The sequence below is a fragment of the Pedobacter zeaxanthinifaciens genome (assembly GCF_003313335.1).
In the GTDB taxonomy this organism is placed as follows: Bacteria; Bacteroidota; Bacteroidia; order Sphingobacteriales; family Sphingobacteriaceae; genus Pedobacter; species Pedobacter zeaxanthinifaciens.
In genome coordinates this window covers 339,750-356,190 of record NZ_QMHP01000005.1, presented here as the reverse complement: position 1 = coordinate 356,190, position 16,441 = coordinate 339,750, and the positions used below count along the sequence as shown (strand labels likewise).

The window sequence follows — 16,441 nt, the reverse complement described above, 5'->3', positions numbered from 1 at the left end:
CTACTGGCGCAACAGGTGCTACAGGTGCCGATGGTAAATCTGCATTTGAGGTTTGGCAGGCACTTCCTGGCAACGCTGGTAAAACAATTACGGATTACCTAGCAGCTATCACTGGTCCTACTGGCGCAACAGGTGCTACAGGTGCAGACGGTAAATCTGCGTTTGAAGTTTGGCAGGCACTCCCTGGCAACGCTGGTAAAACAATCACCGATTACCTAGCAGCTATTACAGGTGCAACGGGAGCCGCCGGTGCTGATGGCAAAACTATCTTGAACGGAGCAGGTGCGCCATCTGGTGCTACCGGTAAGGACGGTGATTTCTATATCGATCCTACAACAAATACAATCTACGGCCCTAAAGCTGGCGGCGTATGGCCTGCAGGCGTAAGCATAAAAGGTGCAGATGGGCAGGGCGGCGTTACCCAAGCAGGTACAGATATTGCAATTTCTGGTACAGGTACGGTAATTGATCCTTATATTGTATCTAATAAAATAACAGCTGATAATGGCTTAACTAAAACAGCTATTGGAGTTGTTCAATTAGGTGGCGCCCTAACAAACGTTACTAAAATTACTACAGACGCTACAAATACTTTAGCCATTGATGGCCTACAAACAGGTGCTAACACTGATAAAATTGTGGTAGCTGATGCTAACGGTGTATTGAGGTCATTGGATCAATCTACATTTGAAGTAGATCTAAGACTGGTTGGAAACAGTAATCATATTACAAAAGATGCAGGCTTAAATTTCGGGACTAGCTTGGCTGGAACGGGATATGCAAATATAGGTATAGGGTTGGATGTTTTCTCAAGCCCCCTGTTTAATTCCAGCGCAAATATAGGAATTGGATATAGTACTTTAAAAAATATCACTTTAGGTAGTGAAAACAATGGTATTGGTATTAAGGCATTAAGTGAGCTAACTACTGGAAATTTTAACACTGCAATGGGAACGGGGGCACAGCAGAACCTAACAACGGGCTCAGCTAACGTAGCGTTCGGGGGACAAGGCTTATATAATAACACAACAGGTGATAGTAATGCAGCTTTTGGTAGCGGAGCGGGCTATGGCTTACAAAATGGAAACGAGAATACATTTTTAGGTGCGAATGCAGGTGAAACTCTATCAAGCGGCAGCGGGAATGTTTATATTGGTAATCGGACTGGAAGTAACCAGTCATACATTGGTGAATCTAACCAGCTCTATATACATAATGTTTTTTCCGATAAACCATTGATTAAGGGCGACTTCTCAACTAAAGTACTAACAATCAATAATACATTGAAAGTAACAGACCTAAATAGTACAGCCACTGCAACAACCGGTAACCGACCGGTAGTGGCAGATGCTAGTGGCCAGTTAATGATTGGTACAGCCCCAACTCTAACAACCGCAGATAATGGCTTAACTAATACAGGTAGTAATATTCAATTAGGTGGCGCCCTAACAAACGTTACTAAAATTACTACAGACGCTACAAATACTTTAGCTATTGAGGGCCTACAAACAGGAGCAGCTACCAATAACCTAGTAGTAGTTGACGCTAATGGAGTGTTGAAAACCATTACACCTGCAACCCTTAGTGCAGCAAGCAATTGGTTGCTTAGCGGCAATGCTGGCACTAACCCTACTACTAACTTCATAGGTACTACTGATGCACAGCCATTGGCATTGCGTACCAACAATGCTGAACGTATGCGTATTTTGAGCAATGGTAAAGTAGGTATTGGCACTACCGTTCCAGCTGCAAGATTAGATGTGCAAACTGTAGCCGGTGAAAATGATATAGCACACTTCATCACTGGAGGTGTAACTACATCAAACATGGGTGAGGTATGGATTGGTAACGATTCTGGTGCATGGGCTTCCCTTGCTTCAGGTAATTCTATTTTTCAAATTAAGAATGTATCTACCTCAGGCGTATCATTACATGCTGATTTAGCCAATAACCGCATTGGTATTGGTAATACAGCACCTAGCAATAGCTTACACGTAACTGCAACTGCTGATCCACTACGTTTGGAAGGTTTGCAAACAGGTTTAGCAACTAATGATTTTATAGTTGCCGATGCAAATGGGGTACTTAAAAAGGTAAGTGCAAGCGCATTAACTGCCGACCTACGTGTAGTGGGTATGGATAACCACATTACCCAAGATGCGGGTGTAGGTGGTAACGGTAGCTCGGTAGGTACAGGTGCAAATAACCTAGCTATTGGAAAAAATGCCTTATTAAGCAATACCACTGGTATAGCCAACCTCGCTTTTGGAGCGGAAGCGTTGTTCTTCAACACCGATGGTGGAAGTAATGTTGCTCTTGGTGCAAGCAGTTTATTCAATTTATATAACGGTAATGGCAACCTTGCTTTGGGTAATCATAGCTTTGGTTTTTTATTAGAGGGTAGTAACAATATAGCGTTAGGTAACAACTCTGGAAATACCCTGACTAGAGGCAGTAATAACGTAATAGTAGGTTTTAATACGAATTCAATTGATCCCAACGGAAGCAATCAATTGAACATTATGAATAGCATATTTGGTAAAGATATGGGGTTGCTTCCAGGCACATTAGCAAGAATTGGTATCAACCAAACAGCACCAACCAATACCTTACATGTAACTGCAACTGCTGATCCACTACGTTTGGAAGGTTTGCAAACAGGCTTAGCAACTAATGATTTTATAGTTGCCGATGCAAATGGCGTGCTTAAAAAAGTAAGTGCAAGCGCATTAACTGCCGATGTACGTGTAGTAGGCACAAATAACCATATTTCGCAAGATGCGGGTGTGGGAAGTAATGGAACAGATGCTGGTACCGGTGCAAACAATATTGGAATTGGTATAAATAACTTCTCATCCATCACTATTGGTAGTGAGAACATCGCTATTGGTGGCGAAGTAATGAGTAAAAACACTGTAGGATCTCTAAATACTGCAATAGGACCATTTGCCCTACATGAAAATACTACGGGCTCAGAAAACGTTGCTATTGGAGGTGCGTTAACTAATAATACTACCGGTTTTGGTAACATAGGCATTGGTCAGGCTGGGCAGGGTATTATTACAGGAAACTATAACGTAGTACTTGGTTACGGCGCCCTACAGGGAGGCTCTGGTAATGGAAACAGAAACATAGTTGTTGGTGCTTACGCAGGTAATAATTTAACCACTGGTAGTAACAACTTAATTTTAGGTGATAATGCTAACGTGCCTTCTGCAACAGCTACCCATCAAATGAGCATCATGAATGCGATATTTGGCTCAGGGTTAAACGGTACTGTAACATCTCCTAAAGGTTCTATAGGTATCAACCAACCATCACCAACCAATACTTTACATGTAACGGCCACTGCTGATCCTTTACGTTTAGAAGGTTTGCAAGCAGGTTTAGCAACTAACGACATTATAGTAACTGATGCCAATGGCGTAATCAAGAAAGTATCTGCTGCAAGTTTTACAGGTGATTTACGCTTAGTGGGCATAGGTAATCATATTACCCAAGATGCGGGAAATAGTGCTAACGGTACTTCCGTAGGTTCAGGCGCAAATAATATCGGTATTGGGGAAAGTACCTTGTTTAGCAATACCGCTGGAAACGGTAATTTGGCTTTGGGTAATTCAAGCTTGTCTAATTTTACTTCAGGTGACTTTAACATTGCTATAGGTGATCGTGCTGCGCAAAATCTTACTTCAGGTAACAATAACATTAGTTTGGGTAAACAAACGGATGTGGTGAGTGCTACTGGCAGTAACCAATTGAATATCATGAACTCCCTTTTTGGTACTGATATGAACGGTTCGGCTGCTAGTCCAGCAGGTAAGTTGGGTATTAACCAAACAGCACCAACCAATACTTTACATGTAACGGCCACTGCTGACCCTTTACGTTTGGAAGGTTTGCAAGCTGGCTTAGCAACTGATGCCATTGTAGTAGCTGATGCTAACGGTGTATTGAAAACCGTATCTAATACCACATTCGCTATCAGTACGAAAACGGCTAACTATACGGCGTTAGGCACAGATGAAACCATTTTGGTTGATGCTTCAAGTGGTAACGTAACGATTACCCTACCTACTACTGTGGTAACTGGTAAAAAATACTATATCAAAAAAATAGATACTACATCAAATGATGTAATTGTTGACGGTGCAGGAGCTACAATTGATGGTAGCCCAAGTATTACCGGAAGTTTGGCTTACCAAGGTTGGGTATTACAATACAACGGTACAGCATGGTTTATCATTAGTCGTAACTAAGCATCTATTTAACAGGAAACTATGAAAAAGATAATATTTTTAAGCGTAGTGGGCATTTTTAGCCTACAATTTGCAAAAGCACAACAAGGTTTTGGTACCAGTACCCCTGATAAATCATCGGTGATTGATATGAAAGCAACCAATAAAGGTGCTTTACTGCCTCGTGTAGCTTTAACAGGCTTAGCTGATGTTACTACGGTGCCATCGGCGGCAAATAGCCTTTTAGTTTTTAATACAGCAACCGCAGGTGCTGCACCAAATGATGTAACACCCGGCTTTTATTATTGGGATAGCACCACTACCAAATGGGTGCGGTTAATGACCTCTCTCCCTGCCGATATTGGTGATTTACGCTTTATTGGCGTTAATAACCACATTTCGCAAGATGCAGGTGTGGGTAGCAATGGTACTTCTGTAGGTACTGGTGCAAATAATGTCGCTATTGGAAAAAATGCGCTTTCAAGTAATACCGTTGGTGGCAATAATATTGCTTTGGGGCTTGATGCCTTGAAAAGCAGTACCATGGGGGAGGCTAATATTGCTTTAGGACAATATACCTTGTCTAATTACACAGACGAGATTCCGAACATCGGAATTGGTTACAAAGCATTAAATGGTTTAGTAACAGGTGGTGAGAATCTTGGCCTTGGTGGTAACACCATGGAATTGTTGCAAGACGGGCATAGAAACGTCGCTTTGGGATTTAGAGCGGCAGAGAATTTGATTAATGGTCAAAACAACACATCGCTGGGCTTCAAGACTTTAGTAGTTGATCCAAATGGCAGCTACCAATTAAATATCATGAACTCCATTTTTGGTGTTGGTATGAATGGTGCAGTAGGTGCTCCAGCAGGTATGGTGGGTATTAACCAAACAGCACCAACCAATACCTTACATGTTACGGCCACCGCTGATCCTTTACGTTTGGAAGGTTTACAGGGAGGCTCAACCAGCGATCAAATATTGGTTGCTGATGGTAGTGGCGTAGTACGTACAATTAGTCCATCTAGCTTTGTAGCAGATTTACGTTTAGTAGGTACAAATAACCACATTACGCAAGATGCCGGTTTAGGCACTAGCGGCACTGTAATGGGCGGAATTAGCAACGTAGCTATTGGCGTCAATACTTTAGGCGGTGTAGGTACAGGTGCCGGCGGTACTGGAAATTTCGGTGACTATAACATTGCTTTAGGCGCGGAAGCGTTAGGCTCTAATTATACAGGTTCAAGAAATATTGGATTAGGTTATTACGCCTTGCGCTTTAATACCACTGGGCAAGACAATTTTGCAGCTGGTAGTAGTGCTCTAAATAGAAACGATAGCGGTAATCGTAATATTGCCATTGGTAAAGAAGCCTTGCCTTCTAATCTAACAGGTGAAGATAATATTGCGTTAGGTACAAACGCATTAAGGTTGAATGATGATGGTGCTGAAAACATTGCGCTAGGTGTAAGCGCCTTATACTTTAATGTGGGCGGTTCTTACAACATTGCCTTGGGGCACAATAGCGGTTTTAAAGTGACGGGCTCCAATAACTTTACGGTGGGTAACCGTGCAGATGTGGCAAGGCCTGCCGATGATAACCAAATGAACATTAAAAATACGTTATTTGGTACAGGCATGAACGGTACTTTGGCAGCTCCGGCTGGTTTAATTGGTATCAACCAACCATCGCCAACCAATACCTTACACGTAACAGCCACTGCTGATCCTTTACGTTTGGAAGGCTTAACCACTGGTTCAGCTTCTAATGATGATGTAGTAGTAGCTGATGCCAATGGCGTAATCAAGAAAGTACCAGCTGTTGCTTTTACTTCAGATTTACGTATGGTAGGCGTTAATAATCACATTAGTCAAGATGCTGGTAATGGTGGTAACGGTACTTCGGTAGGCAGCATAGGAAATGATAATATCGCTATTGGTCAACTCAGTTTATTTTCTAATGCGAGAGGAGGCCAAAATGTTGCATTGGGTCTTGCTGCACTGATGTCCAACGATTCTGGTTCTGAAAACATCGCCATAGGTGCAGGTACACTTTCCAGTAACGTTGATGGGGCCTACAATATCGCTATTGGTGCCATGTCTTTAACTGCTAATGCCTTAGGGAATAATAACATAGGCTTTGGTGTTAGTTCCTTACTTAAACACACTAGCGGTGATCGCAATATTGCGGTTGGGGATAGCACTTTAATTCATCATATCACAGGTGAATCTAATGTTGGCTTAGGTTCTCGTGCTTTAACAAACCTAACTTCAGGTAACAACAACGTTAGTTTGGGTTATCGAACAGATGCGGTGAGCGCTACTGGCAGTAACCAATTGAACATCATGAACTCCATTTTTGGTACCGGCATGAACGGTTCGGCTGCTAGTCCGGCAGGTATGGTGGGTATCAACCAAAATGCACCAAGCAACGCCCTGCATGTAACGGCCACTGCTGATCCTTTACGTTTGGAGGGTTTACAAACAGGAAGTTCAACCAACGATATCATTGTAGCTGATGCCAATGGCGTAATTAAAAAAGTAGCTGCAACCACCTTTACGAATGATTTGCGTGCCATAGGTAGCAATAACCACCTTACCCAGGATGCCGGTGTAGGCGGCAATGGTACTTCATTGGGTACCGGCGCAGATAATTTAGCCGTGGGTAGTGGAACGTTAGCGGCTAACACCACCGGTTTTAGCAACATTGCTTTGGGTTCTAAAGCCTTAAGAGCAAATACTACGGGTAGCGATAACGTAGCTAATGGTTTTGCTGCCTTAGTATTAAATACTACCGGAGCAAGCAACGTGGCCATAGGAACTAATGCTTTGGCAAATAATACTACGGCAAATTTCAACAGTGCTGTAGGTTTCAATACTTTAGCTAAAAATACTACTGGTACAGGTAACTCTGCATTTGGAGTTAATGCATTAGGCGATAATACAACAGGTAGCTTTAATACCTCAATCGGCCAGTCGTCATTGAGGAGAGTCACTACAGGTTCTACAAACGTTGCAGTAGGTACTGATGCTTTACTAAAAAATACAACGGGAAGCGGTAACACGGCTTTGGGTAACGGGGCCTTGTCTAATTTAACTTCTGGCGATTCCAATATTGCTTTGGGTGACCGTGCCTTGGAAAACCTCACTTCAGGTGATAACAACATTAGTTTGGGTAAACAAGCAACAGCAGTAAGCACTACCGGCAGTAACCAACTGAACATCATGAACTCCCTTTTTGGTACCGGCATGAACGGTTCGGCTGCTAGTCCGGCAGGTAAGTTGGGTATCAACCAAAATGCACCAAGCAACGCCCTGCATGTAACAGCCACTGCTGATCCATTGCGTTTGGATGGTTTGCAAACAGGAGCTTCAACCAACGATATCATTGTAGCTGATGCCAATGGCGTACTTAAAAAAGTGACTTCAACTACATTTACTGATTTACGTGCCATAGGTAGCAATAACCACCTTACCCAGGATGCAGGTGTAGGCGGCAATGGTACTTCATTGGGTACCGGTGCAGATAATTTAGCCGTGGGTAGCAATACTTTAGCGGCTAACACTACTGGTTTTAGCAACATTGCTTTGGGTTCTAAAGCCTTAGCAGTAAATACTACCGGAGCAAGCAACGTGGCTATGGGAACTAATGCTTTGGCAAGTAATACTACGGCAAATTTCAACAGTGCGGTAGGTTTCAATACTTTAGCTAAAAATACTACTGGTACAGGTAACTCTGCATTTGGAGTTAATGCATTAGGCGATAATACAACAGGTAGCTTTAATACGGCAATCGGCCAGTCGTCATTGAGGAGAGTCACTACAGGTTCTACAAACGTTGCAGTAGGTACTGATGCTTTACTAAAAAATACAACGGGAAGCGGTAACACGGCTTTGGGTAACGGGGCCTTGTCTAATTTAACCGCTGGCGATTCCAATATTGCTTTGGGTGATCGTGCCTTGGAAAACCTCACTTCAGGTGATAACAACATTAGTTTGGGTAAACAAGCAACAGCAGTAAGCACTACCGGCAGTAACCAACTGAACATCATGAACTCCCTTTTTGGTACCGGCATGAACGGTTCGGCTGCTAGTCCGGCAGGTAAGTTGGGTATCAACCAAAATGCACCAAGCAACGCCCTGCATGTAACAGCCACTGCTGATCCATTGCGTTTGGATGGTTTGCAAACAGGAGCTTCAACCAACGATATCATTGTAGCTGATGCCAATGGCGTAATTAAAAAAGTAGCTGCAACCACCTTTACGAATGATTTGCGTGCCATAGGTAGCAATAACCACCTTACCCAGGATGCCGGTGTAGGCGACAATGGTACTTCATTGGGTACCGGTGCAGATAATTTAGCCGTGGGTAGTGGAACTTTAGCGGCTAACACTACTGGTTCTAGTAACATTGCTTTGGGTTCTAAAGCCTTAAGAGCAAATACTACAGGTAGCGATAACGTAGCTAATGGTTTTGCTGCCTTAACAGTAAATACTACCGGAGCAAGCAATGTGGCTATGGGAACTAATGCTTTGGCAAGTAATACTACGGCAAATTTCAACAGTGCTTTAGGTTTCAGTACTTTAACTCATAATACTATCGGTACAGGTAACTCTGCAATTGGAGCTAATGCATTAAATGATAATACAACAGGTAGCTTTAATACGGCAATCGGTCAATCGTCATTAAGAAAAAATAATACAGGCTCTACAAACGTTGCAGTAGGTAATGATGCTTTACTAAAAAATACAACGGGAAGCGGTAACACGGCTTTGGGTAACGGGGCCTTGTCTAATTTAACTTCTGGCGACTCCAATATTGCTTTGGGTGACCGTGCCTTGGAAAACCTTACTTCAGGTACTAATAACATTAGTTTGGGTAAACAAGCAACTGCAGTAAGTGCTACTGGCAGTAACCAACTGAACATCATGAACTCCCTTTTTGGTACTGACATGAACGGTTCGGCTGCTAGTCCGGCAGGTAAGTTGGGTATCAATCAAAATGCACCAAGCAACGCCCTGCATGTAACAGCCACTGCTGATCCAGTTCGTTTTGAAGGTTTGCAAAAATCAGTTTCAACAACTGATATTCAGGTTGTTGCGGGTAGTGATGGCGTATTGAAAGTGAGAGAAGGCAGCTATGCCGCTATTAAAAGTGTGATAGCTGATTATACTGTTGTTTCAACTGATCGTACTTTGCTAGTGGAGTGTGGTGCCGTGGCCAGTACATTAACCATAACACTGCCAGATCCTACAACTTGCGCCGGCCGAGAATTAATTATCCGTAGGACAGATTTAGTTGGCCCTACAAAGAGCATTACTTTCTCCCGCTCTATTGCGCCAGACACAGCTCCAGCAAATGCTTATACTAATGTAAATACTAATGGTACAATTTGGATCCAAAGTGATGGTACAAAATGGTGGCAAATTGCAAGAACATTATAAGTTTTTACCAATAATTAAATTGATATGAAAACACAGGGAATTAAATCGATATATCTGTTAAGCACGGTAATCTTTAGCTTTGCCGTTGCGCAAGTGAAAGCTCAGCAGCCACTCAAAGTGGGTTCTAATTTCATGCAGGTGTCACCAAGTGCAATTTTTGAGGTAGAGGCTGCTAACAAGGGCATCTTGATTCCTCGTATTGCCCTAACTAGTCTATTGGATGTTACTACGGTGCCCACGCCGGATAATAGCTTGTTAGTTTTCAATACCAATACTACTTCTGATCTAAGCCAAGGATATTACTATTATAGCGATAGTGATAAAAAATGGATCAGGTTACTTACTTCGGTAGCACAGGCAGATGTCCGCGTGGTAGGTGATGCTAATCACATTAGCCAAGATGCGGGTGTGGGTGGAAATGGTACTTCTGTAGGTACTGGCAGTGGAAATATTGCGATTGGGCTTAAAGCTTTGAATAGCAATACTAACGGTGTAGATAACGTTGCGTTAGGGCAACAAGCATTGAAATCAAATACCAGTGGTTATTTAAATATGGCAATTGGTGCTAATGCTTTAAATGCAAATACCGATGGTGCTTTTAATGTTGCCTTGGGAGGAATTGCATTGTCTTCAAACACATCGGGCAAAGGTAACGTGGCGGTGGGCACTTCAGCATTATCTGTTAGTACAGCAAGCAACAATACGGCCTTGGGTAATTCTACCTTAGTTAAAAATACTACCGGTGCTGCAAATGTGGGTTTAGGTGCCGAAAGTTTACTGAACAACACTACGGGAAATAACAACCTAGCCCTAGGTTACCAAAGCGGTAAAAATATCACCACGGGTAGCAATAATTTGGCTATTGGTAACGCCGTGGATTTACAAAGTGCCACTGCTGATAACCAAATGAACATTAAAAATACCATCTTCGGAACGGGAATGAATGGCTCATTGGCCTCGCCAGCGGGTGCTATCGGTATCAATCAAAGTGCACCAACAAATACCCTGCATGTTACGGCAACTTCCAATCCTTTACGCTTGGATGGTTTAACAGCAGGAGCTACTTCTGATAAATTGTTGGTTGCTGATGTAAATGGTGTGGTGAAAACCGTAACCACAGGTGCAATTAATTCGTCGGAGTGGCATATTACAGGTAATGCTGGTACAAGTGCGTCGAGCAACTTTTTGGGAACTACAGATGCGCAACCTTTGGTGGTACGTACCAATAATATAGAACGTATACGTTTGTCAAGCAGCGGCGATTTAGGTATTGGAACTACGTCACCTTTGTCTCGCTTGGATGTACAAACGGCATCAGGTAAAAACGATGTAGCTAGGTTCATTACTGCTGGTAACACCACCTCCACAATGGCGGAGCTTTGGATTGGTAACAACAGCGGAACTTGGACATCGTTAGCAGCTGGAAATAATTTATTTCAAGTGAGGAATTTAACAACCAGTGCTGTTTCGCTTCATGTGGATTTAGCGAACGATAGGGTAGGTATAGGAAGCACTAGCCCAACTTCTAAATTAGAGGTAAATGGCGCTGTTACTAACACTACAGCCTTCAATGCCGGTTTATCTACCACTATTGATTTTAGCAAAAGTAATTTAGCCTATACAACGGCCAATCCAGGCAGTTTCAACTTAACTGGAATGAAAGATGGCGGAACGTATACGCTGGCAGTGCAGGGACAAACAGCAGGTACGGCGGTATTTTCAGGGTCAAATCCAGCAAGTACAGCGCTTACTTTTAAAAGTCCTAATAACAGCTTAACTATCAACGGTACCGATACAGTCTATACCTTTTTGGTGATGGGTACTACCGTTTATTTTTACATGACTCCAGGAATATAAAATAGGTAAAAACAATGCATTATATGTTCAAGAAATATGTTTTGCTGCTTAGCATTTGTTTAAGTTGGCTGGGGCTGGTTAAAGCTCAGGTAGCGGGTACGCCCTATATGCCTATGACTAAATTAAATGCGGTAACATTCGACTTTACAGGAGCCATACAAAGCTGGACGGTTCCCAGTGGTGTAACTAAGGTAATGGTTGACGTTATGGGCGCTCAAGGCGGACCATGGCTTACTAAAACTGGCGGAAATGGCGGCAGGGTGAAATGTTACTTTAATGTTAGCCCTGGCGATGTATTATTCATTACCGTTGGTGGTACACCAGTATCGCCAAATTTTGATGTTCCAGTATATGGATTTGCGGGTACTGGGGGTTCGGCAAGCTTCGCGGGTAGTACCAGTGCAGGAGCTGGCGGAGGTTTAAGCGCAGTATCAACGGCTTCTCCAGTAACACAGGCTAATGCCATAGTGATTGCCGGCGGCGGTGGCGGTGCATCCTCCTACTTAGGCGGTGCCGGTGGCGGTACCAGTGGTAGCAGATCTCCTGGTGATTATGGAGGAGTAATCGTTGGTGGTCGCGGTGGTACCGCAACGGCAGGTGGCGCTGGAGGTACAGCCTTTGATGCTAACAGTACTAGTCCAACAGCAGGTGCAGCAATTACCGGTGGCAACGGTGGAATACCTAAAACGCCCTTAACAAGTGGGTGGAGCGGTGGTGGTGGCGGCGGTGCAGGCTTTTTTGGCGGTGGCGGCGGTGCTGGTGGCGGCGGTGCCAAAGGCGGCGGTGGGGGAGGTTCTTCGTGGACTAAATCAACTGTACAAGCTGAAGGATTAATTAACATAGGTGATTACAACAGTGGCAATGGAAAAGTCATCATTTACTATTGGAAATAAAAGAAACAAAGAAAAATAGCTAATCAATATTATTTATCATCAAACAATTATGAAAACAACAAACATCAAAAAAATTAAATCTCTAATCATTCTTATCGCATTTTTTTCGCTACCTGGTTTTGCAAAAGCACAATTGGCCATTATCAATAGCCAAAAAGTATTAGCAAGTATGAAAGAATTTGCAAAAATCGACACACTGGTAGCAAAGGAAACAGCTACCTATCAAATTGACTATAACAAGAAGCAGCAGGCCTTAAATCAGCTCATCGTAACAGCGGATAGCTTAAATAAGATAGATCAAAAAAGTGAAGCTACTACAAAAGCAATTACTAAGGCACAAACTGCAGATAAAGAACTGAAAAGCTATGCAGAGCAAGCAAACAAAAAAATTGCTGACTACAAACAACTGCTTTCTAAACCTTATACAGATAGGGTAATGACGGCAATCAAAACCGTAGCAGCCCGTGGCAAATTTATGCAAGTGCTAGATAGTTCGTCAGCAAACTTGCTTTACATCAATCCTCTTTCAGATATCACAGATCAGGTGATTAAGGAATTGAAAATGAAATAGAAAGCAATTCTTTAACGCTGCGGTATAAAAAGACAAGAAATGAAAAAAACACTACTCATATTAACATTGCTTGCTTGCTGGTCAATCAAAACTTGGGCGCAAGCAACCACTTACATTAATGGCGCATTTGACATTAATGCAGGTATGCCAGTAACCTGGTATGGCGATGTTACTTTTGGCCCTAATGCTGTAGTATATATAGAAGATGGCGCCACAGCAATATTTTATGGCAAAAACATGGTAGTTAGTGCCGGTGCCACTTTTATTGCACTGCCTGGTAACGGTCAAACGGGTACTGGCAAAATTATTTTTAGGGCCAACAACCCGCTGTATCCCGGTTATCCATTGCAGCAAACGCTAAATGGGGGGTATGCATCAGGTTTAAATCCAACTATACCTAATATTGAAATCGACAATACCGATGGGCTATCCTTAACTGGAAATGTAAGAGTGAGCAATACTGTTACTTTTACAAAAGGCCATTTGTTCCTAAATAATTTCAATCTCGTACTTGATGATGATGCCACATTAAACGCTTACGATGTGACCAAACACGTTGTAACTAATGGTAGTGGCGTAATTGTTAAAGAGAATTTACCTTATGGAACATCCTTCCAGTTCCCTGTTAGTATTGCAGGCTTAGATTTTACGCCGGCCACGGTAACTAATCAAATTGCACCGCGAAATATCAGCGTTCAGGTGAAAAATTATGCTGGTAGTCCTTCAAATGAATCTGTATTTGTAACCAAAGGGATGGATAGGACTTGGCAAATTAGCAGTAACACCGCTGGCGCAGCTAATGTGAGCTTACAACACAATACGAGCAACAATACTAACGGTACAGGTACTAATGAAGCTAACTTTAGAAACTCCCTTGCTTATGTAAGTCAGCAAATAGTAACTGGCGTTTGGACCGCTAGCTGTACCGGTGCGGATGGGGGTTCCCCAATTAGTGTCACTAGCGGTAACAACGTCAATCTTCCAAATACGGTAGATCCAACCGCATTTTTCACTAAAAGATCAGTGGAATGCGTTGATTTGGCTGTAACAAAATCGGTGAATAACGTAACACCTTTAGTGGGTTCAAATATCACCTTTACGGTTACTGTGAATAATAAAGGCGTAGTTGACGCAACCGGCGTTAGAGTGGACGATTTGTTGCCAACGGGATATACCTTTGTTTCATCTACAGTGAGCGCAGGAAGTTACAATGCGGCAACCGGCGTATGGAGTGTTGGTAATTTAGCCAATGGAGCTACTGCAACCTTAACTGTTACTGCTACTATTAAAGCTAGTGGGAACTATACAAATACTGCTGTAGCTAGTGGTGATCAAACCGATCCGGATTTAACTAATAATACCGCCACAGCCACACCAACTCCTGGTGCTTTACAAACTGACCTTAGCGTTCAGAAAACAGTGGACAATGCCGCTCCGTTTTTTGGCTACAATGTAGTTTTTACCGTTACGGCGAAAAACTCGGGGCCTCAAAATGCTACAGGTGTAGCTGTAACGGATTTATTGCCTAGTGGGTACACTTTCGTAAGTGCAACCTCAAGCACAGGCACTTATGTTCCTGGTACTGGCGTATGGAGCATTGGCAATTTAGCTAATGGGGCTTCGGCTACATTAACGGTTACGGCAACAGTAAAATCTGCCGGACCTTATGCTAATACAGCTACCATTACCGGACTTGAGCTTGATCCTGTACCGGGTAATAACACAGCTACCGCCACGCCTATACCTAATGCAGCTACAGTTGATTTAAATATTGTAAAAACTGCTACCGCTACTGGTACATACGTAGGACAGGAATTTGAATACACATTACGCGTAACAAACGTAGGTGCTAACCTAGCAAACGGAGTAGCGGTATCGGATATTTTAGCTGGACAATTGGAGTATATTTCTACTATAGTGAGTTACGGATCTGTTAGTTACAATACAGGTAACAGAACCCTTACTTGGAATGTAGGAAGTTTAGCCGCAGGTGCATCAGTTAATATCATCGTGAGGGTTAAATCAAACCAAGCGGTAAGCATTTCTAACACTGCAATTGTAAGTAGTACCGAAACAGATATCGATTTAGCCAACAATACTTCTACCGTAGTGAAGGATATTTTGGATATCCACCTGCCAAATATTATCACTCCTAATGGAGATGGAAAGAATGACACGTTTGTGGTGCCAGGCTTGGAGAAATATGCTGAAAATTCGCTTACCATTTACAACAGATGGGGAAATCAGGTTTGGAAAAGTACAGGTAAAACGTATAGAAATGAATGGGATGGAAGAGGTTTGAATGGTGCTACTTATTTCTATGTACTGCGTTTAAAAGACAGTTCTGGTAATTGGCAAGTGATGAACGGTTGGGTAACACTAACTAAAGATTAATTAACGCATAAAACATTTACAATGAAAAAGATATTCACGTTAGGTTTATTATTGTGCGCTACTGTTTGGGCTAAAGCCCAACAGGATGCACAATTTAGCCAGTATATGTTTAACGGGGTTTATATTAATCCCGCTTATGCTGGCTATAAAGAAGAGCTTAACTTACATAGTTTTTACAGAAGGCAATGGACAGGTATTAAAGGAGCGCCGCAAACAGCTTCCTTGGCAGTTGACGCAATTGCTAACGAAGGAAATGTGGGCATGGCCTTTCAAGTTGCTTCTGACAAACTGGGAGCTATTGGTAGCCTTTCGGCTTATGCCAGTTATGCTTATCGTTTAAGGGTAAACTATGATGAAAGCACGAGACTAGCTTTTGGAGTAGGTGTGGGCGTTGTGCAGAACAGCTTAGATGGGGCCTTATTTGACCCTGTTAACCCAGATGACCCCAATATTCCCAAAACGGTAGAACGTAGTTTAGCGCCAGATGCGAGAGTTGGAGCCTTTTTTTCCAATGAAAGATGGTATGCAGGCTTCTCGGTAGATAATCTAGTAGCGCATTACCTGATTGCTAAAAATACAACCTCGCCATTTTTCCCTATACCTAAACCGCATTATTATCTCACTGGAGGTATGATGATCCCTTTGAATGAAGTAGTGCAAATTAAGCCTTCTTTTTTATTAAAGGATGATAGAGGAGGACCAACCAGTTTAGACCTCAACGCCTTTGTACTATTTAATGATAGGATATGGTTGGGCGGAAGTTATCGTACAGCTGTTAAATTGTATGATAAGGCCTACTTACAGAAGGATTTAGCTAAAGCAAATTCGATAGTGGCCATGGCTGATTTTTTAATAGGAACTAGGCTCAGGGTAGGGTACGCTTATGATTTTGCTATCGGCGCCTTATCTGGAACAAGTGGAGGTTCGCATGAAATTTCTCTGGGATTTTATTTCCAGAAAAACAAGGTACGGATGATGTCGCAGCGATATTTCTAGGTGTAGGATACGTGTAACAGATAACAAATACCTCAGGCATTATCAGA

At 42.6% G+C, this 16,441-nt stretch carries 7 protein-coding genes; all 7 read left to right on the top strand.

Translation table 11 applies throughout. From position 1 onward, the window contains the following. Positions 1-4,256: beta strand repeat-containing protein (locus DUT68_RS10315; RefSeq protein ID WP_370738871.1), on the top strand; the 4,256-nt coding region annotated here is incomplete at its 5' end. Positions 4,257-4,277: 21 nt separating this feature from the next. Further along, on the top strand, positions 4,278-9,683 hold the full coding sequence (locus DUT68_RS10310) for a beta strand repeat-containing protein (protein WP_113638100.1): 5,406 nt from the start codon (positions 4,278-4,280) through the stop codon (positions 9,681-9,683). A 24-nt stretch (positions 9,684-9,707) separates the two neighbouring features. Next, positions 9,708-11,540 carry a beta strand repeat-containing protein gene (locus DUT68_RS10305; protein WP_113638099.1) on the top strand — a complete coding sequence of 611 codons (1,833 nt, stop codon included), beginning with the start codon at positions 9,708-9,710 and terminating at the stop codon, positions 11,538-11,540. Between the two features lie 23 nt (positions 11,541-11,563). Beyond that, positions 11,564-12,433 carry a glycine-rich protein gene (locus DUT68_RS10300; protein ID WP_157960834.1) on the top strand — a complete coding sequence of 290 codons (870 nt, stop codon included), beginning with the start codon at positions 11,564-11,566 and terminating at the stop codon, positions 12,431-12,433. 49 nt (positions 12,434-12,482) lie between these two features. Then, positions 12,483-13,004 carry an OmpH/Skp family outer membrane protein gene (locus tag DUT68_RS10295; protein ID WP_113638097.1) on the top strand — a complete coding sequence of 174 codons (522 nt, stop codon included), beginning with the start codon at positions 12,483-12,485 and terminating at the stop codon, positions 13,002-13,004. 39 nt (positions 13,005-13,043) lie between these two features. Beyond that, complete coding sequence (locus DUT68_RS10290; RefSeq protein WP_113638096.1) at positions 13,044-15,398, top strand: T9SS type B sorting domain-containing protein; 2,355 nt, start codon at positions 13,044-13,046, stop codon at positions 15,396-15,398. Positions 15,399-15,419: 21 nt separating this feature from the next. After that, a complete protein-coding gene (locus DUT68_RS10285; protein ID WP_113638095.1) occupies positions 15,420-16,394 on the top strand; it encodes a PorP/SprF family type IX secretion system membrane protein in 975 nt (324 codons plus the stop codon). Positions 16,395-16,441 lie beyond the last annotated feature (47 nt).

Excerpts from the sequence above, each read along its gene's own strand:
- DUT68_RS10290 (WP_113638096.1), top strand. The coding sequence starts at position 13,044 with ATGAAAAAAACACTACTCATATTAACATTGCTTGCTTGCTGGTCAATC.
- DUT68_RS10295 (WP_113638097.1), top strand. The coding sequence starts at position 12,483 with ATGAAAACAACAAACATCAAAAAAATTAAATCTCTAATCATTCTTATC.
- DUT68_RS10285 (WP_113638095.1), top strand. The coding sequence starts at position 15,420 with ATGAAAAAGATATTCACGTTAGGTTTATTATTGTGCGCTACTGTTTGG.
- DUT68_RS10310 (WP_113638100.1), top strand. The coding sequence starts at position 4,278 with ATGAAAAAGATAATATTTTTAAGCGTAGTGGGCATTTTTAGCCTACAA.
- DUT68_RS10305 (WP_113638099.1), top strand. The coding sequence starts at position 9,708 with ATGAAAACACAGGGAATTAAATCGATATATCTGTTAAGCACGGTAATC.
- DUT68_RS10300 (WP_157960834.1), top strand. The coding sequence starts at position 11,564 with ATGTTCAAGAAATATGTTTTGCTGCTTAGCATTTGTTTAAGTTGGCTG.